Genomic DNA, 23,515 nt, shown 5'->3' on the forward strand with positions numbered 1-23,515 from the left:
CGGCGAAGGCCGGCCCAGGTGAAGCCCACGAAGCGCTCCGGCTGAATCTGGATACCGGCCTTCGCCGGTACGCGCGGAGATGGGGCTCGCAGCCCTAGAGCTTGGCCCGCAATCCGATGAGCAGGCTGCGCGGTGCGCCGGGCGAGAGGAAGCGTGGATCGTCGAAGCCGAGCTCGTCGGCGTCGCCATAGATGCCGAAGGTCTCGTATTCGGCGTCGAACAGGTTGCTGACCCGTAGCCAGAGCTCCACCGGGCCACGCCGCCAGCTGGCGTGCACGCCGGCCACGGCGAAGCCCGAGAGCGGCTTGGTCAGGTTGGCCTCGTCGCCGCGCAGATAGCGCGACGAGCTGAGCTGAAGGTCGAGGCCGACCGTCAACGGCGCGGCGACGTCCCAGTCGGCGCCGAGTTTCAGACTGTGCAGCGGCTGGCCGGGAATGCGGTCGCCGGGCCGCACGCTGATCTCGCCGTTCGCGTCCGCCGCGGGATTGTCCGGCGCCTGGATCTGGAAGGCCGTCTGATAGGTCGCCCGCACGTAGCCGTAGGAAGCGAACCAGCGCACCGGCCCGGTCTCGCGCGAGAGGTCCAGCTCGACGCCTTCGCGCCGGGTGTCGCCGACATTGGCGAAATAGCCGCTGCCCATGATCGGCCCGGCCGAGATGAAGATGATGTCGTCCGCCAGGTCGGTGCGGAACAGCGCGCCCGACCAGGCGACGGTCCCGGTGCGCCCGCGCACCCCGGTCTCCCAGGTGCGGGCGACCACATCGTCGAGCGGCGGGTCGGACAGGAAGGCGTTGGGGAACCGGCAGAGCGTCTGCGGATCGGCGCAGGACAGTTCGGCCGGCGTCGGCGCGCGGTTGTTCTCGGCGTAGGCGGCGTAGGCGGTGGCGTCATCGGTGACGTTCCAGGCCATGCCGGCGCCCAGGTTCAGCCGCGCGTAGGCGTGGTCGCCGGTGAGCGCCGTGCCGATCTGGTCGCGCAGGCGCAGCTCGGTCCGGTTCCAGCGCGCCGACAGCGACAGGTGCAGCACCGGGGTCACCGAGAAGGTGTCGGCAAGGTAGACGCCGGTCGAACGGCTGCGCGTCTTCAGCCCGACGTTGAAGGAGCGCCGCCGGGACCGGGCGCGGAAAACCATGTTAGGTTTAGCCATGCTCATCGACACCCTCCTGGCCGTCGCCCATCACCTGCTGGCCTTCGGACTGCTGGGGATCCTCGCCGCGGAGCTGGCGGTGACGGCGGCGACGCTGGACCCGGCTGGCCGGGCGCGGCTGGCCCGGCTCGATGCCGGCTACGGGGCTACGGCGGGCCTGCTGATCGCGGTCGGCATCGGCCGGTTGTTCTGGGGCGCGAAGGGCGCCGACTATTTCCTCGAGAACCCGTTCTTCTGGGCGAAGATGGCGGCCTTCGCCGCGGTCGGCCTGCTGTCGATCGCCCCGACCATCGCGATCCTGCGATGGCGCAAGGATCCGCCGTCGCCGGCCCAGGTGGCGCAGCTGCGGCGCTGGCTGTGGCTGGAGCTGGCGGTGTTCGCGCTGATCCCGGTGCTGGCCGCGCTGATGGTGCGCTTCGGCTAGCGTGCGGAACCAATCCGCCGAAGACGCCTTCCGAGGCCCATGTTCGATCACACCGGCATCGTCGTCTCCGACCTGGCTCAGGCGCGCCGCTTCTACGACGCAATCGCCCAGGCACTGGGGCTTCAGACCGTCGACAACGGCGACCAGGCCTTCCTGTTCGGCCGCAGCGCGGCGGAGCCGATCCCCTACCTCTGGATCGGGACCCTGCGCCCGTCCTACTGGGCGGCGGGATCGCGCGCCGGCCTGAACCAGATGCACGTCGCCTTCAGCGCCGCCAGCAAGGCGCAGGTCGACGCCTTCTACCGTGCAGCGCTGGCGGCGGGCGGCCGCGACAACGGTCCGCCCGGGCCGCGGGAAGGCGCCGGCGACTACTACGGCGCCTTCGTGCTCGACCCCGACGGCAACAACATCGAGGCCTGCGTCCGCGGCCCGGCCGCCCGCTAGAGCCATTCGCGATCAGGTCGACCCGGGCCCGATCGCAGAAGAATGGCTCAGCAGAGGCTTGAGCCCTTCCGATCGCGGTCAGAACCGGTAGTCGACGCCCATCCGCAGAATGTTGGCCTTCACTCGCTCGCGGCTGTCGAGCGAGATCACCCCGGTCGGCGAGCTGCCGTTCACGTGGCCGAAGCTGGCGTACAGGTACTCGCCCTTGACCGACCATTGCGGGTTGATCGCATAGGCCCCGCCGACCCCGAGCACCCAGCCGGTCTTGGTGTCGCTGGCGTCGGCGGTGACGTTGTTCGGCGGGATCCGAGTGTCGGCGTAGTTGGCGGTGTACTTGATCTTGGTCATCGCCAGCCCGCCGGTGCCGTAGACCATCCAGTTCGAGCTGGCGTAGCCGAGCCGCGGCCGCAGGGTCCACATCCAGTCGGTCTTCACCCGCTGCTGGATGTTGAAGGTCGGCGGATTCGCCCCCGCCACGGCGGAGGTGAAGGTCCGGTTGCGGCTTTCGTTGATGTTGAGGAAGCCGAAGTCGGTTTCGAGGCCGAGCAGGAAGTTGCCCGTCACATAGTTGTAGCCGCCCTCGATGCCGCCGGTGAAATCGGTCTTGTTCTTGTCGTCGTCGGACAAGGTGTTGATCCGGGCGATATCGGCCGGCGGAATGATGGTCGAGCCGCTCGGCGTGGTGGCCTGCAGTTGGGTCGAGGTGTCGGCCCAGCTGGCGCCGATGTTGCCCCCCACATAGAAGCCGGACCAGTAGTCTTCCATGTCCTGCGCCGCCGCCGGGCCCGCGACCGCAAGGCCGGCGAGCGATAAGGTGGCGGTCGTCGCGAGCAATATCCGTAACGAGATCATTGCGATCTCCTTCCTTGGCATGAGACGGCGGGCACCCTTTAGCGGCGGTGGTGGAAAGCCAATCGGGTGAAGGCCCTAGGCCTCCTTCAGGGGCGCGGCGGCGAAATCGCCGCGAGAAACGGCCGGTCATCGACGGTTTGGCGTGGCGGAGAGGGGTCTGCGGGTTTGCCGCGGCCCGGTGCGGCGACCATCATTCCGCCAGCGCCGCGCGCGCAAAAAATCACGGGACGGAGCCGCCAGGCCATGAACGACGAAGACTTCAAGCGCCGCTATGGGCCGGTGGCGCTGGTGACCGGCGCCTCCTCGGGGATCGGCGATGCCTTCGCCGAAGCCCTCGCCGCCCGGGGGCTGGACGTGGTGATGGTCGCCAGGCGGCGCGATCGGCTCGAGGCGCTGGCCGCCCGCCTGACGACGACCTACGGCGTCCAGGCGCGCGCGCTGCAGGTCGACCTGGGGCAGCCCGATGCGGCGCAGCAGATGCTCGACGCGGTCGGCGAGCTCGACGTCGGCCTGGTGGTCAGCAACGCCGGCTTCGGCCTGAAGGGCGAGCATGCGGCCAACGACCCGCAGGCGATGGCCGAGATGCTGATGGTCAACTGCAACGTGCCGATGCAGCTGGCCCACGGCTTCATTCCGCGGCTGCGGGCCCGCGGCCGGGGAGGGATCATCCTCACCAGCTCGGTGGAGGGCCTGATCGGCTGCCCCTATTCGACCGCCTATTCGGCGACCAAGGCGCTGGTCGTGGCGCTCGGCGAGGGCTTGTGGGCCGAGTTGCAGCCGGAAGGCATCGACCTGCTGACCCTGTGCCCCGGGGCCACGGAATCCGAGGCCGCGGCCAAGCAGGGCATCGACATCACCAAGCTGCAGAATGTGATGCCGGCGGCCGAAGTGGCGCGGCTGACGCTGGACAACATCCAGAACGGGCCGACCTTCATCTCCAGCGACCACTACCGGGCCAGCTTCGAGGCGCTGCTGTCGATGCCGCGCCGCGACGCGCTGCGGGCGATGGCCGCCGGCATGAAGCCGCGCTGACGGCCGGGCCCCCAATCGTCATCGCCCGGCTTGTCCGGGCGACCCAGCCCAAGGCGCCGGCTGCAGCCGGTGCAGGACGACGTTGGGATGGACGGCCCGCATGACGCGGGCCGTGACCGAAGAATGGAAACGCCGCCTCAGAAGGTGATGCAGACCTTCTGCGCTTCCTTGGCGTTGGCCCCCATCACCAGGGCGTCGGCGATCTGGTCGACCGGATAGGCGTGGGTCACCAGCGAGGCGAGGTCGTAGCGGCCGGAGCGCATCATCGCCAGGATGTCGGCCATCGCGTCCTCGATCGCGATCGAGCCGCAGCCGCTGATATGCCAGTTGCTGTAGCAGACCTTCACCAGGTCGAGCGGCACCGGCGCGTGGTGCACGCCGACGATGGCCAGTGCGGCTTCGCGCCCGGCGATCTCGGCGAAGGCGTCGATCGCCGGCGCCAGGCCGACGGCGTCCAGGTAGAGGTTCGCGCCGCAGCGCTCGCCGAGGAAGGTGGTCTGGGCGCCGAACTCGGCGATGGCCCGGCTCTTGAGGTCCTCGGTCGCCGAGTTGCAGGTCAGCAGGCCGAACTTGCGGGCGTTCTCCAGCCGGAACTCGGAGATGTCGACGACCATCACCTTCGGGCAGCCGTACCACTGCAGCATGATCGCGGCGGAGATGCCGATGATGCCCGCGCCGAAGACGATGGCGGTCTTGTCCGGCCCGGGGTTCAGGCTGCGGGCGCCGCGCGTGCCGATGACGAACGGCTCGAACAGCACCGCGGCCTTCAGCGGGATGTCGGTGTCGATCTTCAGGACGCTGTAGCCGACCTCGCACTGCGGGATGCGGATGAACTCGGAGAAGCCGCCGACGGTGGCCATCCGGCGCATGTCGCGCAGCGCCTTGCCCTGGTTGGGGAAGACGTGGTCGCCGAGCTGCAGGTCTTTGACGTTCTTGCCGAGCTCGACCACCTCGCTAATCGACTCGTGGCCGAACTCGTGGTCGCGCCAGATCATGTTGGCGTCGCCGCCGTACTTGTAGGCGGCGATGTCGGAGCCGCAGACGCCGGTCATCAGGTTGCGGACGATGACGTCGTCGTCGCCGCAGGCCGGGTAGGGCAGGTCCACCACATCGACGCGGCCGGCGTCGCGGAAGATCGCCGCCTTGTAGGTCGCTTGGGTCATCTTCGGTCCTCCGATCGGCGGGGCGATCAGTCCAGCTGGGCGAACAGGTTGCGGGCGGCCTCGACGCATTTGCCGAGCCGCGCGTGCGGGCCGGCCCCGGCCGCCGCCTCGCTGCGCAGCGGGATCTCCAGGGCGAACACCCGGTCGCGTGGCAGCGCCTTGACCACTTCGAGCAGGCCGAGCTCGCCGGTCCCCGGCGCCATCCGCTCGAACATCGCCTCCTCAAAATAGGTCTCGAAGCGGGGCGTCAGCGGCGCGTCGCAGAGCTGCACATAGCCGATCAGCTGGGGATCGAGCGCGGCGATGTCGGCCGGGCCGGAGCCCGACCGCACCAGGTGCATGGTGTCGATCAGCAGCCGGAAGTCCGGGCGGCCGACGTGGCGCACCGCGGCCAGCGCGGTCGGCAGGTCGGCGACGGTCAGGCCCGGCGCGAACTCGGTCGTGCTCTCGACCCCGCGCGCCGCGGCCATCTCGGCCAGCAGGCCGTACTGGTCGAAGGTGCGGGCAAGGTCCGGGTCCATGCTGACCATGTTGATCCGCCGCACGCCCAGTTCGCACATGATGTCGAGGTCAGAAGCGAGGTCGCGCACGTCGGCGCCCGGCCGCGCGCCGAGCCCTTCGCCCAGCGAGATCGACACCCCACGGTCGGCCATCGCCGCGATCATCTCGCGCCGCAGGCCGGCGTCCGCGCGCAGCGACCAGGGGGCGTAGTTGTGCGGATTGTAGCCGAACGAGATCAGCCCGACGGAGATGTGCTGGCAGCCGAGATCCGCCGCCAGGTTGACGAACTCGACCGGCGGCATGCCGAACACGCTGATCTGTTCAATCCCAAGCGCCGGCATCGCGGTCTCCTCCCAAGGGCCGCCGGTGGACCGGCGGCGTTCGTTGGCCGCAGCTTGGTCCCGATGCCGGCGGCCGGAAAGCGAAAGCCGCCGCCGAAAACGGCCAAAATCGCGACAGCCGGCCGCAATCCGCCGTGCGCCGCTGCGCTACGTCTGAACGAGAACATCTTGCGAACAGAGAACAAACCACGTACAGCTAAGTCATGGCCGCGGCGCGACGCCCTGGCGGAGTCATCAACTCCGCGGCGGGCCGGCGGAATCGTGGATATAAGGGGCTCGGATCAATGACTCAGTCAGCGTTGAGGCTCGTGGCGAAAGAAGACGGAGATAAGCAGCGCGCGCTCGAAGCGGCGCTGTCACAGATCGATCGGGCCTTCGGCAAAGGCTCGGTGATGAAGCTCGGCGACAAGGGCAAGGTGGTGGAGATCGAATCCGTCTCCACCGGCTCGCTCGGCCTCGACCTGGCGCTCGGCATCGGCGGTCTGCCGAAGGGCCGCATCGTCGAGATCTACGGCCCGGAATCGTCGGGTAAGACGACGCTGGCGCTGCATGTCGTGGCCGAGGTGCAGAAGGCCGGCGGCACCGCCGCCTTCATCGACGCCGAGCACGCGCTCGATCCGTCCTACGCCCACAAGCTGGGCGTCAACCTCGACGACCTGCTGGTCTCGCAGCCGGACACCGGCGAGCAGGCGCTGGAGATCACCGACACCCTGGTGCGCTCGGGCGCGATCGACGTGATCGTCATCGACTCCGTCGCGGCGCTGACGCCGCGGGCGGAAATCGAAGGCGAGATGGGCGACCAGCTGCCCGGCCTGCAGGCGCGGCTGATGAGCCAGGCGCTGCGCAAGCTCACCGGCTCGATCTCCAAGGCCAAGACCCTGGTGATCTTCATCAACCAGATCCGCATGAAGATCGGGGTGATGTACGGCAGCCCGGAGACCACCACCGGCGGCAACGCGCTGAAGTTCTACGCCTCGGTGCGCCTCGACATCCGCCGCACCGGCTCGGTCAAGGTGCGCGACGAGATCATCGGCAACAACGTCCGGGTGAAGGTGGTCAAGAACAAGGTCGCCCCGCCGTTCCGCGAGGTCGAGTTCGACATCATGTACGGGCAGGGGATCTCCAAGCTCGGCGAGGTGATCGACCTTGGCGTCAAGGCCGGGGTGATCGACAAGTCCGGCTCCTGGTTCTCCTGGAACAGCCAGCGGATCGGCCAAGGCCGTGACAACGTCCGCGAGTTCCTCAAGGCCAACCCGGACATCGCCAACGAGATCGAGAAGCAGGTCCGCGGCCGCAAGGAAACCATCGAGGAAGAGCTCCTCGTCGGCGGTCCGGAACCCGAAGAGGATTGAGCCGGCGGCGCCGGTCCGGCTGGGCCGGCGCTTCGCGCGTCGCATTTCGCTCAGTCCGACGAATTCTCCAGTCGGACAGAATTTACCCGTATAGCGGGTGGTTAGTGCCGCGCCTGCAACTAGGGCGGGCTGGGGGCGGAAATGCGGCTGCTGTCAGCGAGACTGAGCGCATTCGCCCAAGTCTCTCCTTTAAATCGCCTTTTTTGCAGCCGAGCTTCGCTAACAGCAAAGCTTCACAGCTAAAGCTTCCCCGTCGGGGGTCTTAAGCGCCTCGATGCCTCGGGTCCTCCCCTGCCACCCCGGACCCGGCGCGTCGCGCCCCGCTCGCGCGCAAGACCGCTGACGAGGTTTGAGGACGTCTGGGCCCGCCCCAGGCGTCCTTCTTCTTTACGGGCCTCCGCCTGGGTCCGCATCGTCGGCGCGCGCGGCATGTTCGCTTTCCACAAGGCCTTGGCGGCTTTCACTTTCGGGAGGGGCGCCTTAAACGGCGGAGCGTCCCCACATCCGGGGGGCCGGCGCGCTGTCGCCGCTTCCTGAATCCCTACGCGTGAACGAGCTATGGCGAGCCTGAACGAGATCCGCAGCCACTTCCTGGACTACTTCCGGCGCAAGGACCATGCGGTCGCGGCCTCGGCTCCGCTGGTGCCGCAGAACGATCCGACCCTGCTGTTCGTCAACGCCGGCATGGTGCCGTTCAAGAACTACTTCACCGGGGCCGAAGCCGCGCCGTGGCCGCGCGCCGCCTCGTCGCAGAAGTGCGTTCGCGCCGGCGGCAAGCACAACGACCTCGACAACGTCGGCTACACCGCCCGCCACCACACCTTCTTCGAGATGCTGGGGAATTTCTCCTTCGGCGACTATTTCAAGGAAGGCGCGATCGACGCCGCCTGGACCCTGCTGACCAGGGAGTTCGGGCTTCCGGCCGACAAGCTGCTGGTCACCGTCTACGCCGAGGACGACGAGGCCCACGCCCTGTGGAAGAAGGTCGCCGGCCTGTCGGACGACAAGATCATCCGCATCGGCACCTCGGACAATTTCTGGTCGATGGGCGACACCGGCCCCTGCGGTCCGTGCTCGGAGATCTTCTTCGACCATGGCGCCCACATCCCCGGCGGCCCGCCCGGCAGCCCGGATGAGGACGGCGACCGGTTCGTCGAGATCTGGAACCTGGTCTTCATGCAGTTCGAGCAGCACGCCAACGGCGACCGCACGCTGCTGCCGAAGCCGTCGATCGACACCGGCATGGGCCTGGAGCGGATCGCCGCGGTCATGCAGGGCGTGCACGACAACTACGACGTCGACCTTTTCCGCAACCTGATCGCCGCCTCCAAGCGCGAGCTGCACGCCGAGGGCGACGCCACCACCCCGTCGCACCGGGTGATCGCCGACCACCTGCGCTCGACCAGCTTCCTGATCGCCGACGGCGTGACGCCGTCGAACGAGGGCCGCGGCTATGTGCTGCGCCGGATCATGCGCCGGGCGATGCGCCACGCCCACCTGCTGGGCGCCGAGCAGCCGCTGATGCACCGTCTCGCGCCGACCCTGGTGCAGCTGATGGGCGACGCCTATCCGGAACTGAAGCGCGCCGAGCCGGCGATCGTCGACACCCTGCGCCAGGAAGAGGAGCGGTTCCGTCGCACCCTCGGCCGCGGCATGAGCCTGCTCGACGAGGCGACCGCCGACCTGCAGGAGGGCGCGGTGCTCTCCGGCGAGACCGCCTTCAAGCTCTACGACACCTACGGCTTCCCGCTCGATCTGACCCAGGACGCGGTGCGCGCCAAGGGGCTGACCGTCGACCTGGAAGGCTTCGACGCGGCGATGAACCGCCAGCGCGAACAGGCGCGCGAGAACTGGACCGGCTCCGGCCAGGTCGCCGCGGCGGCCGAATGGTTCGCCATCCGCGACCGGCTCGGCCCGACCGACTTCGTCGGCTACGACGCCACCGAAACCACCGCCGAACTGCTGGTGCTGGCGGCCGAGGGCGGCGAGCTCGAGCGCGCCGGCGCCGGCCAGCGGGTCCAGGCGCTGTTCGACCGCACCCCGTTCTACGCCGAGAGCGGCGGCCAGGCCGGCGACCAGGGCGACGTCGAATGGGACGGCGGCCGCGGCCGCATCCACGACGTCCAGAAGCAGGCCGGCGATCTGAACGTCCACGACCTGGAGATCCTCCAGGGCGAGCTCGCGCCGGGCGCGCGGGTGCGGCTGGCGGTCGACGCCGAGCGCCGGCAGACCACCCGGGCGAACCACTCGGCCACCCACCTGCTGCATGCGGCGCTGCGCAACGTGCTGGGGCCGCACGTGACTCAAAAGGGCCAGATGGTCGACGGCGAGCGGATCCGCTTCGACTTCAGCCACGGCCAGCCGCTGACCCTGTCCGAGATCGACCGCCTCGAAGCCGAGGTGAACGCGGTCGTCCGCCAGAACCTGCCGGCCGAGACCAAGCTGATGGCCCCGCAGGAGGCCATCGAGGCCGGTGCGATGGCGCTGTTCGGCGAGAAGTACGGCGAGTCCGTGCGGGTGCTGACGCTGGGCCACGCGCTGGCCGGCGAGGGCGTTTATTCGGTCGAGCTGTGCGGCGGCACCCACGTCGCCCGCACCGGCGACATCGCCCTGTTCAAGATCGTCTCCGAGCAGGGTGTGGCCGCCGGCGTGCGGCGGATCGAGGCCCTGACCGGCGAGGCGGCGCGCCGCTGGCTGCTAGAGCAGGCCGCGGTCGCCAAGGGCCTGGCCGACCAGTTCAAGGTGCCGGTCGTCGAGGTCACCGCCCGGGTCGAGGCGCTGGAGGCCCAGCGCCGCAAGCTGGAGAAGGAGCTCTCCGAGGCCAAGCGCCAGCTGGCGATGGGCGGCGGCGGCGGCGCGGCCGCCGGGCCGGAAGAGATCGCCGGCGTCCAGGTGCTGGCCCGCGTCATGGACGGCGTCGGCGGCAAGGACCTGCGGCCGATCACCGAGGAGTTCAAGAAGCAGATCGCCGACGGGATCATCGCCCTGGTCGGCGTGGCCGACGGCAAGGCGGCGGTGACCGTGGCGGTCACGGGCGCGGCCCAGGGCCGGTTCAACGCCGCCGAGCTGGCCAAGGCCGCCGTGCTGGCGATGGGCGGGCAGGGCGCCGGCGGGCGTCCGGACTTCGCCCAGGGCGGCGCGCCGGACGGCGCCAAGGCGGCCGAGGGCCTGGCGGCGGTGAAGGCGGCGATCGCCGGCTAGCTTCCGCCCTCGCGATCATCCCGGACACGCCGCGCGCGGGTGTCCGGGATCGCCACGCCGGCCCCGGGAGTTCACCCCGGACGCAGCGAGGCGAGGCTCCCGATGAAATACCGCAGGCTCGGCGCGAGCAATCTCGAGGTGTCGGTCATCTCGCTGGGGTCGTGGCTGACCTATGGCTCCGGCGTCGAGGCCGAGCGCAGCCGCGCCTGCGTCGAACGCGCGTTCGAGCGGGGCGTCAACTTCATCGACACCGCCAACGTCTATGGCCGCGGCGCGGCCGAGACCTTCCTCGGCGAGGCGCTCAGCGGCCGGCCGCGCGGCTCCTACGTGCTGGCGACCAAGCTGTTCTTCCCGATGAGCGCGACCGACCGGGGCCTGTCGCGCGCCCAGGTGCTGAAGCAGATCGACGCCTCGCTGGCGCGACTGAAGACCGACTACGTCGATCTCTACCAGTGCCATCGCTACGACCCCGATACGCCGCTGGAGGAGACGATGGCGGCGCTCAGCGAGGTCGTGCGCGCCGGCAAGGCGCGCTACATCGGCTTCAGCGAGTGGTCGCCCGAGCAGATCGCCGCGGCGCTGGCCATTCCCGGCGTCGAGCGCTTCGTCTCCAGCCAGCCGCAGTACTCCCTGCTGCACCGCGCGCCGGAGCGGGCGGTCTTCCCGCTGTGCGCCGCCAACGGCGTCTCGCAGATCGTCTGGTCGCCGCTGGCCCAGGGCGTGCTGACCGGAAAGTATCTGCCCGGGGCCCGCCCGCCGGGCGACAGCCGCGCGGCCAGCGAGCGCATGGGCCACAGCATGGGCGACTTGCTACGGCCGGCCGTGCTCGCGGCGGTGCAGGACCTGAGGCCGCTCGCCCAGGCCGCCGGCTGCAGCCTGTCGCAGTTCGCCCTGGCCTGGGTGCTCCGCGAGCCGAACGTCGCCTCGGCCATCGTCGGCGCCAGCCGGCCGGAGCAGGTGGACGACAACGCCGCTGCGGCCGACCTCGACCTCGACCCGGCGCTGTTCCGCCAGGCCGAGGAGATCGTCGCTCGGGTCGCGGATGGCTAGCCGTCAGGCGCGGACCACCGACGAGTAGTCGGCGTCCGGCACGGTCTCGGTCCGGCCGAAGAAGCGGTCGAGGTCGGTCTTGGTCGCGGCCCGCCGGGTCCGCGTCGCCACGTCGTCGAAGGCCTCGCTGATCCGCTGGTTCGCAGCCGCGATCGCCGGGCGCGCGTCGATGGCGTTGCGCCAGCGCAGCAGGTTGGGGTGGGCCGCCGGATCGAAGCCGTGCCGCTCCAGGTAGTGGGCCCAGGGCTGGGTGGCGATGTCGGCGATCGAGTAGGCCTCGCCGGCGATCCATTCCCGCGTCGCCAGGCGTTCGTCGAGCAGCCGGTAGAGCTTCTCGGCCTGGGCGGCGTAGCGGCCCAGCCCATAGGGCTCGGAGTCGGCCGGCAGCAGCTGGAAGTGGTTGAGCTGGCCGAACAGCGGGCCGACGTTGGCCATCTGCACCATCAGCCACTGCATGACCTCGTAGCGGTCCGGGCCGGCCGCCGGCAGCAGAGCGCCGCTGCGCTCGGCCAGCCAGAACAGGATGGCCCCGGATTCCGCCAAGGGCTGTCCGAGCTGCGGATCGAGCAGCACCGGCACCTTGCCGAGCGGGTTCATCTCCAGGAACTCGGGCGTGAACTGCTCGCCCTTGAACACCGCCACGTGGCGCAGCTCGTAAGGGAGGCCGAGTTCCTCGAGCATGATCACGACCTTGCGGACGTTCGGGCTCTGCATGCCGTAGACGACGAGCGGTTGGGTCATGGGCGCGGGCCTCCTGTGGGGAGCCGACGATACGCGGAGGCGGGGCGGGAACTCCAGCTGTCATCCCGGACGGCCGCTAGGCCGATCCGGGACGCATGGACACGGCGGCTGTAAGGCGAGGCCCGGGCGGCGACGCGGCTGGAACTCTCCGCCGGCCGTGTGCATGGGGCCCGGTCTTCGCTGCGCGAAACCAGGATGACATAGGTGGGAAAACAAAACGCCCGCCGCGGTCTCCCGCGGCGGGCGTCTGGTCTTCGGGCTGTCGCCAGGCTTAGGCGGCGACGGCCTTTTCGAGGTTCTCGGCGACCTTCTCGATGAAGCCTTCGGTGGTCAGCCAGCCTTGCTGGTCGCCGACCAGCAGGGCCAGGTCCTTGGTCATCATGCCGCTCTCGACGGTGTCGATGCAGACCTTCTCGAGGGTCTTGGCGAACTTCGCCAGTTCCTCGTTGCCGTCCAGCTTGGCGCGGTGTTCGAGGCCGCGGGTCCAGGCGAAGATCGAGGCGATCGAGTTGGTCGAGGTGCTCTCGCCGCGCTGATGCTGGCGGAAGTGGCGGGTGACGGTGCCGTGGGCGGCCTCGGCCTCCATGGTCTTGCCGTCCGGCGTGACCAGCACCGAGGTCATCAGGCCCAGCGAGCCGAAGCCCTGCGCGACCTGGTCGGACTGCACGTCGCCGTCGTAGTTCTTACAGGCCCAGATGAAGGCGCCCGACCACTTCAGCGCCGAGGCGACCATGTCGTCGATCAGGCGGTGTTCGTAGACCAGGCCGGCGGCCTTGTACTTCTCGGCGAACTCGGCCTCGTAGACTTCCTGGAAGATGTCCTTGAAGCGGCCGTCGTAGGCCTTGAGGATGGTGTTCTTGGTCGAGAGGTAGACCGGGTAGTTGCGGTTGATGCCGTAGGCCAGCGAGGCGCGGGCGAACTCGCGGATCGACTCGTCCAGGTTGTACATGCCCATGGCGACGCCGCCGCCCGGGAAGTCGAACACTTCGTGCTCGATCTTTTCGCCGCTTTCGCCTTCCCACTTCATCGTCAGCTTGCCCTTGCCGGGCACGACGAAGTCGGTGGCGCGGTACTGGTCGCCGAACGCGTGACGGCCGACGACGATCGGCTGGGTCCAGCCCGGGATCAGGCGCGGCACGTTCTTGCAGATGATCGGCTCGCGGAAGACGACGCCGCCCAGGATGTTGCGGATCGTGCCGTTCGGCGACTTCCACATCTTCTTGAGGTTGAATTCCTTCACCCGCGCTTCGTCCGGGGTGATGGTGGCGCACTTCACGCCGACGCCGTGCCTCTTGATCGCCTCGGCGGCCTCGACCGTCACCTTGTCCTCGGTCTGGTCGCGATACTCGACGCCGAGGTCGTAATAGTCGAGCTGGACGTCCAGGAACGGGAAGATCAGCTGATCCTTGATCAGCTTCCAGATGATGCGGGTCATCTCGTCGCCGTCGATATCGACGACGGGATTGGCGACTTTAATCTTGGCCACGAAGCGCTCCCAGACGGATTTTCGTTGAGGCCGTATAGCGGCCAATCCGTTGGACGCAAGGCGAAACGCCTGCGATTTTTTGCCGAACTGTCGACAGTCGACGAAGGCGCCGGGCGGGGCGCGGCCGACCTCGGCGATGCGCCCTTCGCATTCCCGGACGGGGAAGGCTTGCCATCGCGAGCGCGGGCTCCTCTATACGCGGCATGGCCGAAGCCGCGCTCCAGACCCCCGTCGTCATCCTCAACGCCCCGCAGCTGGCGGAGAACATCGGCGCGGTCGCCCGGGTGATGGCGAACTTCGGCCTGACGGAGCTGCGCATGGTCAATCCGCGCGACGGTTGGCCGCAGGAGCGTGCCTGGGCCTGCGCCTCGGGCGCGGACTGGCCGCTGAACGACGCCAAGCTGTTCACCAGCGTCGCCGACGCGATTGCCGACCTGAAGCTGGTGTTCGCCACGACGGCGCGGCCGCGCGAGCTGCAGCTGCCGGTGCTGACGCCCCGCGCGGCGGCCGGCGAGCTGTGGCAGGCGGCGGGCGAGGGCCTGCGCACCGGCCTGCTGTTCGGCGGCGAACGCGCCGGGCTGGAGACCGCCGACATCGCCCTGTGCCAGGCCGTGGTGACCATCCCGATCGATCCGAAGTTCCGCTCGCTGAACCTCGCCCAGGCCGTCGCACTCAACGCCTATGAATGGCGCACCACCGCGCTCGACGCGCCGCCGCCGGCCTTCCGCGAGGGCGCGCCGCCGGCCGACGGGGCGGCGCTGCTCGGCTTCTACGAGCACCTCGAGCGCGAGCTGGACGCGGCGGGCTTCTTCCATCCGCCGGAAAAGACCCCGTCGATGGTGCAGAACCTGCGCTCCGCGCTCGGCCGCGCGCGGTTCACCGACCAGGAGGTGCGCACCTTCCGCGGCGTGGTGACGGCGCTGTCGCGCGGCCGCGGCAAGGTGCTGGAGAAGCTGGCCCGCAAGGGGCCTGGCGAGGAATCTGCGTGATGAGCTTCCAGGCGCTGCTCGACGGGCTGGAGATCCCGATCCTGCAGGCGCCTATGGTCGGGGCCTCGGACGGGGCGCTGGCGATCGCGGTCAGCCGCGCCGGCGGGATGGGGACGCTGGCGGCCGGCGCGCTGGCCCCGGCCGACATCGGCCCTGCGGTGGCGCAGATCCGGGCGCAGACCGACCGGCCGTTCGGCGTCAACCTGCTGATGGCCCCCAAGGTCGCGCCGGACGCGGCGACCGTCGAGGCCGCGCTCGAGCGCCTGCGGCCCTGGTACGCCGCGCTCGGCGAGCCGCCGCCGGCCGCGCCCAATCAGTTCGCGCCTGATTTCGACGCGCAGTTGGCGGCGCTGATTGCCGCCGCCCCGCCGGTCGCCTCCTTCGCCTTCGACGTGCTGAACCGCGAGCAGGTCGCCGCCCTGCAGGCCGCCGGAACCTATGTGCTGGGCGCCGCCAACACCGTCGCCGAGGCCCGCGCCTGGGCCGCGGCCGGGGCCGACGGGATCTGCGCGCAGGGCGCCGAGGCCGGCGGCCATCGCGGTAACTTCCTGGCCGACGTCGAGGACAGCCTGGTCGGGACCTTCGCCCTGGTGGCGACGATCCGCGCCGCGGTCGAGCTGCCGGTGGTCGCCGCCGGCGGGATCATGGACGGCCGCGGCGTCGCCGCGGCGCTGGCCCTGGGGGCCGGTGCGGCGCAGATGGGCACCGCCTTCCTGCTGGCCGACGAGGCGACCACCTCCGGGCCCTGGCGGGCGGCGGCCGAAGCCGCGCCGGACGATCCGACCCGGCTCACCCGCGCCTTCACCGGCCGCTACGCGCGCGGCATCGAGAACCGCTTCATGCGCGAGATGCGCAGCGTCGAGCGCGAAGTCCCGCCCTATCCGGTGCAGAACCGGCTGACCCAGCCGCTGCGGGCCGCCGCAACGCGCGCCGGGGACCCCGAGACGCTCTCGCTGTGGGCCGGGCAGGGGGTGCGGCTGGCCGAGCGCGGCCCGGCCGAGGATCTGGTTCGCCGCTGGTGGGCGGAGGCCCAGGCCGCGGCCCGCGGGCTTGCCGCGCGGACAGGGATTTGACCGCCGGTCTTGCCCCGCGCGGCGCAGTCGGCGATCAATCAGATCCGGTCAGGAGAGATTGATGGCGTTATCCACACGGAGCTTGGCGGCGGGCGCGGCCCTTCTGATGATCTTCGGCCTCGGACCGCAGGTGCTCGCGCCGCCGCGGTCGATCGCCGAACGCGGCGTGCGGCTGGCGCTGATCCGGCTGAACGGCCTGCTGAGCCGGCGCGACCTGTCCATCGTCCACGAATTCGTAGCCGCTGCGGACACCCTGCTGATCGGCGCCGAGCCGGGCGAGCGGGCGCGCGGCCGGGCGGAGATCGAGGCCTACTACGAGCAGCTGTTCGCCAAGCCGGAGGCGCTGTCCTTCGCCTGGCGCGAGGTCGACGTCTCGGTGCGCGGCGACGTCGCCTGGATCCACGCCGAGGGCGACGTGGTCCGCAAGACCGACTCCGGCGAGGTGCGCCGGCCCTATCGCCTGGCCGGCGTGCTCGAACCGCACGGCGGCGACTGGAAGTGGCGGATGTTCCAGGGATGCGAGCCCGCCGCCTCGGCTTGACTCAAGAAGGCGCGGCAAGCATATACGCGCCCTTCTGCCGCCGGGTTCGCCTGTGCGGGCGGAAATCTATGACGGATTGATGCGGGCGCCGCCGTTGCGATCGTGCTTCTCCTCCTGAGGAGCGCCGGGCCGTATCGAAGTGAAGAGATTGGCATGTCCAAGCGCCATAGCGCCAAGTATAAACTCGACCGCCGGATGGGCGAAAACATCTGGGGTCGCCCGAAGTCCCCGATCAACACCCGCTCCTACGGCCCCGGCCAGCACGGCCAGCGCCGCAAGTCCAAGGTCTCGGACTTCGGCCTGCAGCTGCGCGCCAAGCAAAAGCTGAAGGGCTACTACGGCAACCTGACCGAGAAGCAGTTCAGCCGCACCTACGAGGAAGCCGCCCGCCGCAAGGGCAACACCTCGGAGAACCTGATCGCCCTGCTCGAGTCGCGCCTGGACGCCGTCGTCTACCGCGCCAAGTTCGTGCCGACCCCGTTCGCGGCCCGCCAGTTCGTCAACCACGGCCACGTGCTGGTGAACGGCAAGCGCGTGAACATCCCGTCCTACCGCGTGAAGGCGGGCGACGTGGTGACGGTGCGCGAGCGTTCGCGCAACATGGCGCTGGTGCTGGAAGCCCTGTCCTCGGGCGAGCGCGACACGCCGGACTACATCACCGTCGACGTGAAGGGCATGAGCGCGACCTTCGTCCGCGCCCCGGAACTGGCCGAAGTGCCGTACCCGGTGAAGATGGAACCGAACCTCGTCGTCGAATTCTACGCGTCGTAAGACGCCGGACTTCACGCACGTTCTGCGAAGGCCCCGGAGCGATCCGGGGCCTTTTGCTTTTGGGGCCGGTAGCGGGGGAGGACGTGCGCGGACGCTGGGCAGAGCCTGCGAAATCGCGCGCGACCTGACATAGGTGCAGGCGGCCGCGCCAACCTGTGGTCATCTTGCGAACCTCTGAGCGGAGCGGGCTGATGACTTCGAAGACCATCATGCTGATCCACGGCGCCTGGCTGAACGGCCGCTGCTGGGACGGTTTCAAGGCCCGCTACGAGGCGCAGGGCTATGCGGTGACCGCGCCGGACTGGCCGTTCGACGACCGCCCGCCGGCCGAGTTGCGGCGCGCGCCGGCGCAGGAGCTGGCGCACCTCGGGCAGCGCGACATCCTCGCCCATTACGAGGCGCTGATCGGCGCCTTGCCGGAGCCGCCGATCCTGATTGGCCATTCGCTCGGCGGGGTGATCGTCCAGCACCTGCTCGACCGCGGGCGTGGCGTGGCCGGGGTGGCGATCCATCCGGCGCCGACCCCGGGCGTGCCGCTGGGCCCGCACGCGATCGTCTCGGCGCTGCCGGTGTTCTCCGATCCGTTCAGCGGCCGCAAGGCGCTGCAGATGTCGCGCAAGTTTTTCCGCACCCGCTTCGCCCAGACCGCGCCGGCGGAGCAAAGCGACGCCCTCTACGACCAATACGTCGTGCCGACCCCGGGCAAGGTCTACTGGGACGGGGTGATCAACGCGATGAAGCTGCACTGGGCGAACGCGGCGCGCTCGCCGCTGCTGCTGATCGGCGGGGAGCTCGACCTGATCGCCGACGCCAGCATGACCCGGGCGATCTACGCCAAGCAGTCGCGCGCGCCCTCGACGACGGAGCTGCGGATCCTGCCCGGCCGCTCGCACTGGACCTGCCTCGACGACGGCTGGGAGGAGGTCGCCGACCTGGCGCTCAGCTGGGCGGTCACGAACTGCGACAGCCGCCAGCAGGCCTCGACCACGGTCTGAGGTCGGGTCAGGGGGCGCCAGCCTCCGGCGCCGGCGCTGCGAGCTGTTCCGCGGTCTGTGCGTTCGGCGCCGCTGTCGCCGGCTCGGGCGGCGGCAGCGCCCCGAGGTGCGGCGTCGCCGGGGTCTGAGCCGCGGCTAGGGCCGCAGCCTGGGCGGCGGCCTTGGCCTGGGCCTGCTCGGCGGCCTGGGTCGCAGCCTGCAGCTGTCGGGTCGCCTGGGTCAGCGCCTCGGTCTGCGCCTGCTGCGTGGCGCGGGCTTCGGCCTCCGCCTGGGCGCGCGCTTCGGCCTCGGCCTGAGCCTGCTGCGCGGCGCGCGCCTCGGCCTCAGCCTTCTCCCGCTTCTTCTTGCGGCTGCCGGGCATGACCGCGCCGACCGCCTTCACGGTGTTCTCCCCGACGGCGCCGCCGACGACCCCGCCGAGCGCGCCGCCGATCGGACCGCCGACGACGGTTCCGGCCAAAGCGCCGGCGGTCGCGCCGGCGGCCGAGGCCCCTTGCCGGACGATTCCCTCCTGCGCCGCCGCCGTCGTCGGCTGGACGGCCAGCGCGGCTGCGCCGAACGCGAGCACGGATATGGCGATGCGCATGGGCCTTCTCCCTGGATCAGCGCCGAACGCCTCACTCCGCGGAGAGTTCATGGGCTCAGCTTCAGGTTAGCTGTTCTTAGGGTGAGAATAGGTCCCAATGTGGGCCGCGATATGGCCTTAACATCTTAGATGAATGGCGCATGAACGCGCAAGTTAGGTGAATTTTATATTGTATTTCTGGGAACAGTATTTGGATCACTGGGTTTCTGGCTGACCGGGAGAGCCGTATCCTCAGAGAACTGGAGACAGTCATGACCTTCAAGTCGACGATCCCCGCTCTTGTCGCCTGCTTCGCCCTTGGCGGCGCCGGCGCCGCCTTCGCCCAGTCGGCGCAACAGAACACCGCCGGCACGGTCGGCGCCGGCGCCGCGGCGACCACCCCTCAGGGTGCCAGCGCCGGCGGTCTGAGCGCCGGCAGCGCCGCCAACCGCAGTTGGGACCATCGCGCCGACAAGTCCGACAAGCAGAACCGGGCCGAGCGCCGCGCCGAGCGGACGAAGTCGCCGGCTGAAGCGAACTCCGCGTCGACCTACGGCTCCGGGGCGGTGACCACCACGCGCAACAGCGCCAATGTCGGCGTGACCACCGGCGCCGCGGCGTCGGGCGCGGGCGCCAATCGCGCCGGTTCGACCATCGACGCCTATGGCGAGACCAACCGCCAGGGTTCGAACGCCGACCTCTACGGCGACTCGGCCGCCCAGTCGGGCGAGAAGCCGGTCCAGTAAGCCCTCACGCTGGGCGGCGCGGCCTGGATCCTCCAGGCCGCGCCCGCCCTGGGAGCAGAACCATGATGGCCGGTCTCACCCTGGCCGCCTCGATCCTCGCCGCGGCCGAGTTCACGGGGGCGCCTGATCCTCAGGACGCCCAATGCCGGGTGGTGCGCTACGCCGCCGACGGATCACGCCAGGAGACCCCGCCCAGCCGGCCCTACAGCCGGCCGTCGGGCGTCCATGTGAGCTCCAGCGCGTCAGGCGGTCACGCACGGTCCTCGACCAGCGTTTCGGCTAGTTCGTCCAGCTCAGGCGGCGGCGCGTCCGTCGTCCGCAGCGAGAGCGACGGGCGGAGCATCACCAAGACCTACGAGACGGACGGCTGCACGGTCGTGATCGACGCGCGGCCGGTCCGAGGAGAATGATCATGATCAGCAAAGCGAGAGCGGCGGCGGGCGCCGCCGTCCTGAGCGCCCTCATCGGCGCGACCCTGCCGGGCGCCGCCCTGGCCCAGTCCGTATCCGGCGGCACGTCGGGCGGGGTGGGCGGGCCAGGCGTCTCGGCCTCGACCTACGGCTCGGGCCAGCAGACGACGACGCCCGACGGATCCTCCATCGGCGTCCAGGGCGGCGGCGAGGCCACGGCCGTCGACGGCAGCGCCAAGACCCAGTCCGACGCCAAGCTGAACGAGCGCCGGGCCATGCAGCGTTCGACGGCTGCGGCGCGCGACGAGGACGAACGCGCGCGCTCGCGCACCCGCACGGTCGTCCGCGAGGGCGAGGTCCGCTCCCGGACCATGTCGATGTACAAGCAACACGGCGAAAAGCCGGAGCGGGAGATGACCTATTCGGTCACCACGCCGGAGGGGACGACGACGAAAACCAAGTGACGATCTGGGCGGGCCCCGGCGCTGGGGCGGGGCCCGTTTCTCGCCGTCTTCCCCGCGCAGCGGGGGAGGGGGACCGCGCGTTGGAGAGCGCGTGCTGAAGGAGCGAGCGACAGGCAGGGCGACGCGAAGCCGATGCTCGAGGATGCGGGCGCAAAGGCGGCGCGGCGCGACCGGCTGGTCCCTTCACCATCCACCGTCGGCGGATGGTCCCCCTTCCGCCCCTGCGCGGGGAGCGGACGGCTTCAGGAAAACATCGTCGCCATGTGCGGCGGCACGCGCTGCGGGCGGCCGGTGGCGGGGTCGACCAGGCACCAGACGGTGCGCACCTGGGCGCACATCCCGCCGTCCGGGGCGTCGATGCGGACCAGCCGGTCGAAGCGCGGGCCGTCCGGCGCGTCGGCCACCCAGGTCAAGCCGCGGGCCATTTCGCCGAGCTTCAGCGGCCGGCGGTAATCGACCTCGTGGCGCAGGATGATCCAGCCCCAGCGCGCCTGGTCGTCTTCCGAGGCGCGCGCCGACCAGTGGGCGATGGCCAGCTGCTGCGCCCAGGCCAGATAGACCACGTTGTTGACGTGGCCGTTGCCGTCGATGTGCACCGGCTCAGGCGCAAAGCCGAGCTCGAACACCTGACGACCGTCGGGCGGCTCGAGCATGCGGCTCACGGCGGGCCTCCGCTATTGGGCGGCCACGCCTTGCTGCTGGAGGAAGCTCTGCAGTTCGCCGCTCTCGTACATTTCGCGGATGATGTCCGAGCCGCCGACGAACTCGCCCTTCACGTAGAGCTGCGGAATGGTCGGCCAGTCGGAGAAGCTCTTGATGCCCTGGCGCAGGGCTTCGCTCTGCAGCACGTCGACGCCGACGAAATCGACGCCCAGCTGGTCCAGGATCTGCACCACGGTCGAGGAGAAGCCGCAGCGCGGTTGGTCCGGCACGCCCTTCATGAAGAGGATCACCGGGTGGTCGGCCACCGCCTTGGCGATGAAGTCGTGCACGGGATCGGTGGTCGCAGCGTCGGTCATGGATCGCCCTTTCGGCGCAAACTTACGGGGAAGAGCTAGGGATCGGACCCCCAGGGGTCAAGTTGGCGCGGCGCCGCGTCAGGCCGGCGCCGAGGTTTCCAGCGCCAGGGCGTGCAGTTCGCCGCCCATCTTGCCCTTCAGGGCGGCGTAGACCAGCTGGTGCTGCTTGATCCGCGGCAGGCCGGCGAAGGCGCTCGAGACGATGCGCGCTTTGTAGTGGTCGCCGTCGCCGGCCAGATCGTCGACCTGGATCTGCGCGTCGGGGAAGCCCTCGCGCAGGGCGGCTTCGAGGTCTTCAATCGGCATCGGCATGGGCGGGCTCCGTCTTGCGGCCGTTCGATAGGCGTTCCCGGGGGGCGGGCGCAAGGCCCGTGGCCGCTTCGCGGCTCAGGCGGGCTGGGCGATCTCGTCGTAGCCGCGGCCGAGGAATTGGATCAGGCACAGCCCGTGGCCGAACGGATCGGCGAGGGTGACGATCTTGCCCCAGGCGGCGGTGCGGATCTCGCCCTCCGGCGTTGCGCCGGCCGCCACGGCCCGGGCCAGCGCCGCCTCGATGTCGTCGACCGCCACGTCCAGATGCACCGGCGTCCAGTGCCGGGCGTAGCGGCGCAGCTCCGCGCCGGCGCCGACCATGCCCTCGGCCGTCTCCAGCAGATAGAGCTTGGCCGGCCAGCCGCTGAGCTCCACCCCGCCGGCGCCGAAGCGCCGGGTCGGCGTCAGGCCGAACGCCGCGACGTAGAACCGCTCGGCCTGGGCCAGGTCCGGCACGTCGATGTTGACCAGCAGATCCATCGCCGGCCGCCGCTCAGTCGACGATCGCTGAATAGACCAGGCTCTTTAGCGGCCCGCGGAAGTCGATCAGCTCGGTGGGCATCAGCTGGGTCATGAAGACCACCGACATGTCCTCCTTCGGATCGACCCAGAACAGGGTCGAGGCCGCGCCGCCCCAGTAGTAGTCGCAGGCGCCCAGGTCGCGGGTCGGCGCCTGGCCCAGGCTGTTGGCGAAGCCGAGCCCGAAGCCGACGCCGGGCTGCACCTCGCAGACGTCGGCGGAGAGCGCCAGTTCGGCGATGTCGGCGCCGCCCGGCAGGTGGTTCTGGTGCATCAGTTCGACGGTGCGCGGCCCCAGGATGCGTTCGCCGTCCAGTTCGCCGCCGCGGCGCAGCATCTCGCAGAAGCGCAGATAGTCGGCGGTGGTGCTGGCCAGGCCCGCGCCGCCGGACTTGAACACCGGCTCGCGGGCGTAGGCGCTGGCGGCCGGATCCTCGACCAGGCTCAAAGTCCCGCCCGGCTCCTGGCGATAGTAGGCGGCTAGGCGGTCGAGCTTCTCGGCCGGCACGTGGAAGCCGGTGTCGGCCATGCCGAGCGGGCCGAAGATCTCCTCCTGCAGGAAGCGCTCGAACGGCCGGCCGGAGATCACCTCGACCAGGGCCCCGCAGGCGTCGGTGGCCAGCGAGTAGAGCCAGGCGGTCCCGGGCTGGTAGGCCAGGGGCAAGCGGCCGAGCTTCTCCAGGAAGCTCTGCGGGCTGTCGGTCGAGCCGCGGCCGCGGATGTCCTCGGCCTGGTAGAGCAGGTCGAGCGGCAGCTCGGCGTGCGGGCCGAGCAGGCCGCCGTAGGTCAGGCCCGAGGTGTGGCGCAGCAGGTCGCGGAAGCTGACCGGCCGATGCGCCCGCTCGGTCACCAGGTCGTCGGCGTCGAGGCCGGACACCCAGACCTTCTGGTCGCGCCAGGCCGGCACGTGGTTGGCGACCGGCTCGTCGAGCTGAAACCGGCCGCGCTCGTAGAGCATCATCAACGCCACCGAGGTGATCGGCTTGGTCATTGAATAGATGCGCCAGATCGCGTCGTCCTGCACCGGCCTGCCGCGCTCGCGGTCCATCAGGCCGAACGACTTGGCGTAGGCGATATGCCCATGGCGGGCGACCACGACCTGGCAGCCGGCGAGCACGCCCGGCGCCAGCCACGCCCGTTCGATGTGCTCGCCGATCCGCGCCAGCCGGCCGGCGTCGAAGCCGCTCCATTGCGAGCGTGCGTCCATGGCGACTTCCTCCCAACGCGCTGGGCGCATGATGAGGGAAGAGCGCGGGAGAAGGGAAGGGGGCGGGGCGGAACGCCGAAATCAGTTCGTCATCCCGGCCGGAAGCCCGCTGGCGGGCTGGAGAGCCGGGACCCAGGGCGACGTGCGCGGCTCCTGGGTCCCGGGTCGGC

General features: G+C 70.2%; 26 protein-coding genes. 14 read left to right on the top strand and 12 right to left on the bottom strand.

The features are described from left to right. Nucleotides 1-94 precede the first annotated feature (94 nt). Nucleotides 95-1,147, bottom strand: coding sequence for a TonB-dependent receptor domain-containing protein (locus ACSQ14_RS06050; RefSeq protein WP_436010738.1), 1,053 nt, complete (start codon nucleotides 1,145-1,147; stop codon nucleotides 95-97). Between ACSQ14_RS06050 and ACSQ14_RS06055 the strand changes: the two genes are divergently transcribed. Next, nucleotides 1,146-1,571 carry a DUF2214 family protein gene (locus ACSQ14_RS06055; RefSeq protein ID WP_436010740.1) on the top strand — a complete coding sequence of 142 codons (426 nt, stop codon included), beginning with the start codon at nucleotides 1,146-1,148 and terminating at the stop codon, nucleotides 1,569-1,571. The genes ACSQ14_RS06050 and ACSQ14_RS06055 overlap by 2 nt on opposite strands. A 39-nt stretch (nucleotides 1,572-1,610) precedes the next feature. Then, entirely contained in the window at nucleotides 1,611-2,015 is a 405-nt protein-coding gene (locus ACSQ14_RS06060) for a VOC family protein (protein ID WP_436010741.1), read from the top strand. A 78-nt stretch (nucleotides 2,016-2,093) separates the two neighbouring features. On the opposite strand, the gene ACSQ14_RS06065 is transcribed toward ACSQ14_RS06060, so the two are convergent. Continuing rightward, nucleotides 2,094-2,867, bottom strand: a complete 774-nt coding sequence (locus tag ACSQ14_RS06065) for an outer membrane protein (protein WP_436010743.1) — start codon at nucleotides 2,865-2,867, stop codon at nucleotides 2,094-2,096. A 243-nt stretch (nucleotides 2,868-3,110) separates the two neighbouring features. Between ACSQ14_RS06065 and ACSQ14_RS06070 the strand changes: the two genes are divergently transcribed. Then, on the top strand, nucleotides 3,111-3,899 hold the full coding sequence (locus tag ACSQ14_RS06070; protein ID WP_436010745.1) for an SDR family NAD(P)-dependent oxidoreductase: 789 nt from the start codon (nucleotides 3,111-3,113) through the stop codon (nucleotides 3,897-3,899). A 137-nt stretch (nucleotides 3,900-4,036) separates the two neighbouring features. Here ACSQ14_RS06070 and ACSQ14_RS06075 read toward each other — a convergent pair whose 3' ends face one another. Further along, nucleotides 4,037-5,062: a zinc-dependent alcohol dehydrogenase gene (locus tag ACSQ14_RS06075; RefSeq protein ID WP_436010747.1), complete on the bottom strand. Its 1,026-nt coding sequence runs from the start codon at nucleotides 5,060-5,062 to the stop codon at nucleotides 4,037-4,039. A gap of 26 nt (nucleotides 5,063-5,088) precedes the next feature. Then, on the bottom strand, nucleotides 5,089-5,904 hold the full coding sequence (locus ACSQ14_RS06080) for a sugar phosphate isomerase/epimerase family protein (protein WP_436010749.1): 816 nt from the start codon (nucleotides 5,902-5,904) through the stop codon (nucleotides 5,089-5,091). 284 nt (nucleotides 5,905-6,188) lie between these two features. Here ACSQ14_RS06080 and recA point away from each other — a divergent pair, with 284 nt between their 5' ends. The 3 genes from recA (at nucleotide 6,189) to ACSQ14_RS06095 (ending at nucleotide 11,507) form a co-directional block, all read left to right on the top strand. Further along, the gene (recA, locus tag ACSQ14_RS06085) at nucleotides 6,189-7,256 is read left to right on the top strand and encodes a recombinase RecA (protein WP_436010751.1); all 1,068 of its coding nucleotides are present in this window, start codon (nucleotides 6,189-6,191) and stop codon (nucleotides 7,254-7,256) included. Between the two features lie 558 nt (nucleotides 7,257-7,814). Beyond that, a complete protein-coding gene (alaS, locus tag ACSQ14_RS06090) occupies nucleotides 7,815-10,457 on the top strand; it encodes an alanine--tRNA ligase (RefSeq protein ID WP_436010753.1) in 2,643 nt (880 codons plus the stop codon). A gap of 102 nt (nucleotides 10,458-10,559) precedes the next feature. After that, nucleotides 10,560-11,507, top strand: coding sequence for an aldo/keto reductase family protein (locus ACSQ14_RS06095; protein ID WP_436010755.1), 948 nt, complete (start codon nucleotides 10,560-10,562; stop codon nucleotides 11,505-11,507). Between the two features lie 3 nt (nucleotides 11,508-11,510). On the opposite strand, the gene ACSQ14_RS06100 is transcribed toward ACSQ14_RS06095, so the two are convergent. Both ACSQ14_RS06100 and ACSQ14_RS06105 read right to left on the bottom strand, forming a co-directional pair. Further along, on the bottom strand, nucleotides 11,511-12,248 hold the full coding sequence (locus ACSQ14_RS06100) for a glutathione S-transferase family protein (protein ID WP_436010757.1): 738 nt from the start codon (nucleotides 12,246-12,248) through the stop codon (nucleotides 11,511-11,513). Nucleotides 12,249-12,519: 271 nt separating this feature from the next. Next, on the bottom strand, nucleotides 12,520-13,734 hold the full coding sequence (locus ACSQ14_RS06105) for an NADP-dependent isocitrate dehydrogenase (RefSeq protein WP_436010759.1): 1,215 nt from the start codon (nucleotides 13,732-13,734) through the stop codon (nucleotides 12,520-12,522). A gap of 203 nt (nucleotides 13,735-13,937) precedes the next feature. On the opposite strand from ACSQ14_RS06105, the gene ACSQ14_RS06110 reads away from it, so the two are divergent. The 5 genes from ACSQ14_RS06110 (at nucleotide 13,938) to ACSQ14_RS06130 (ending at nucleotide 18,103) form a co-directional block, all read left to right on the top strand. Next, nucleotides 13,938-14,723, top strand: a complete 786-nt coding sequence (locus ACSQ14_RS06110; protein ID WP_436010761.1) for an RNA methyltransferase — start codon at nucleotides 13,938-13,940, stop codon at nucleotides 14,721-14,723. Further along, on the top strand, nucleotides 14,723-15,796 hold the full coding sequence (locus ACSQ14_RS06115) for an NAD(P)H-dependent flavin oxidoreductase (RefSeq protein ID WP_436010763.1): 1,074 nt from the start codon (nucleotides 14,723-14,725) through the stop codon (nucleotides 15,794-15,796). Before ACSQ14_RS06110 ends, ACSQ14_RS06115 begins: the two co-directional genes overlap by 1 nt. Before the next feature lie 61 nt (nucleotides 15,797-15,857). Next, nucleotides 15,858-16,337 (top strand): nuclear transport factor 2 family protein, encoded by a 480-nt coding sequence (locus ACSQ14_RS06120; RefSeq protein ID WP_436010766.1) that lies wholly within the window; start codon nucleotides 15,858-15,860, stop codon nucleotides 16,335-16,337. A gap of 153 nt (nucleotides 16,338-16,490) precedes the next feature. Continuing rightward, nucleotides 16,491-17,108: a 30S ribosomal protein S4 gene (gene rpsD / locus ACSQ14_RS06125; RefSeq protein ID WP_436010768.1), complete on the top strand. Its 618-nt coding sequence runs from the start codon at nucleotides 16,491-16,493 to the stop codon at nucleotides 17,106-17,108. 191 nt (nucleotides 17,109-17,299) lie between these two features. Continuing rightward, a complete protein-coding gene (locus tag ACSQ14_RS06130; RefSeq protein ID WP_436010770.1) occupies nucleotides 17,300-18,103 on the top strand; it encodes an alpha/beta hydrolase in 804 nt (267 codons plus the stop codon). A 7-nt stretch (nucleotides 18,104-18,110) separates the two neighbouring features. Here ACSQ14_RS06130 and ACSQ14_RS06135 read toward each other — a convergent pair whose 3' ends face one another. Further along, complete coding sequence (locus ACSQ14_RS06135; protein ID WP_436010772.1) at nucleotides 18,111-18,689, bottom strand: hypothetical protein; 579 nt, start codon at nucleotides 18,687-18,689, stop codon at nucleotides 18,111-18,113. A gap of 251 nt (nucleotides 18,690-18,940) precedes the next feature. Here ACSQ14_RS06135 and ACSQ14_RS06140 point away from each other — a divergent pair, with 251 nt between their 5' ends. The 3 genes from ACSQ14_RS06140 to ACSQ14_RS06150 all read left to right on the top strand — a co-directional run bounded on the left by ACSQ14_RS06140 (nucleotide 18,941) and on the right by ACSQ14_RS06150 (nucleotide 20,288). Next, complete coding sequence (locus tag ACSQ14_RS06140) at nucleotides 18,941-19,414, top strand: hypothetical protein (RefSeq protein ID WP_436010774.1); 474 nt, start codon at nucleotides 18,941-18,943, stop codon at nucleotides 19,412-19,414. Nucleotides 19,415-19,476: 62 nt separating this feature from the next. Next, nucleotides 19,477-19,824 (top strand): hypothetical protein, encoded by a 348-nt coding sequence (locus tag ACSQ14_RS06145; protein ID WP_436010776.1) that lies wholly within the window; start codon nucleotides 19,477-19,479, stop codon nucleotides 19,822-19,824. A 2-nt stretch (nucleotides 19,825-19,826) separates the two neighbouring features. Then, on the top strand, nucleotides 19,827-20,288 hold the full coding sequence (locus ACSQ14_RS06150) for a hypothetical protein (protein ID WP_436010778.1): 462 nt from the start codon (nucleotides 19,827-19,829) through the stop codon (nucleotides 20,286-20,288). Nucleotides 20,289-20,530: 242 nt separating this feature from the next. Here ACSQ14_RS06150 and ACSQ14_RS06155 read toward each other — a convergent pair whose 3' ends face one another. The 5 genes from ACSQ14_RS06155 to ACSQ14_RS06175 all read right to left on the bottom strand — a co-directional run bounded on the left by ACSQ14_RS06155 (nucleotide 20,531) and on the right by ACSQ14_RS06175 (nucleotide 23,345). Beyond that, the gene (locus tag ACSQ14_RS06155) at nucleotides 20,531-20,950 is read right to left on the bottom strand and encodes an acyl-CoA thioesterase (RefSeq protein WP_436010780.1); all 420 of its coding nucleotides are present in this window, start codon (nucleotides 20,948-20,950) and stop codon (nucleotides 20,531-20,533) included. 12 nt (nucleotides 20,951-20,962) lie between these two features. Next, a complete protein-coding gene (gene grxD / locus ACSQ14_RS06160) occupies nucleotides 20,963-21,307 on the bottom strand; it encodes a Grx4 family monothiol glutaredoxin (protein ID WP_436010782.1) in 345 nt (114 codons plus the stop codon). A 78-nt stretch (nucleotides 21,308-21,385) separates the two neighbouring features. Next, nucleotides 21,386-21,619: a BolA family protein gene (locus tag ACSQ14_RS06165; protein ID WP_436010784.1), complete on the bottom strand. Its 234-nt coding sequence runs from the start codon at nucleotides 21,617-21,619 to the stop codon at nucleotides 21,386-21,388. 75 nt (nucleotides 21,620-21,694) lie between these two features. Further along, on the bottom strand, nucleotides 21,695-22,099 hold the full coding sequence (locus tag ACSQ14_RS06170) for a VOC family protein (RefSeq protein ID WP_436010786.1): 405 nt from the start codon (nucleotides 22,097-22,099) through the stop codon (nucleotides 21,695-21,697). Between the two features lie 13 nt (nucleotides 22,100-22,112). Next, nucleotides 22,113-23,345, bottom strand: coding sequence for a serine hydrolase domain-containing protein (locus ACSQ14_RS06175; RefSeq protein WP_436010788.1), 1,233 nt, complete (start codon nucleotides 23,343-23,345; stop codon nucleotides 22,113-22,115). Nucleotides 23,346-23,515 lie beyond the last annotated feature (170 nt).

The organism is Phenylobacterium sp. LjRoot219 (assembly GCF_964252995.1).
GTDB lineage: Bacteria > Pseudomonadota > Alphaproteobacteria > Caulobacterales > Caulobacteraceae > Phenylobacterium.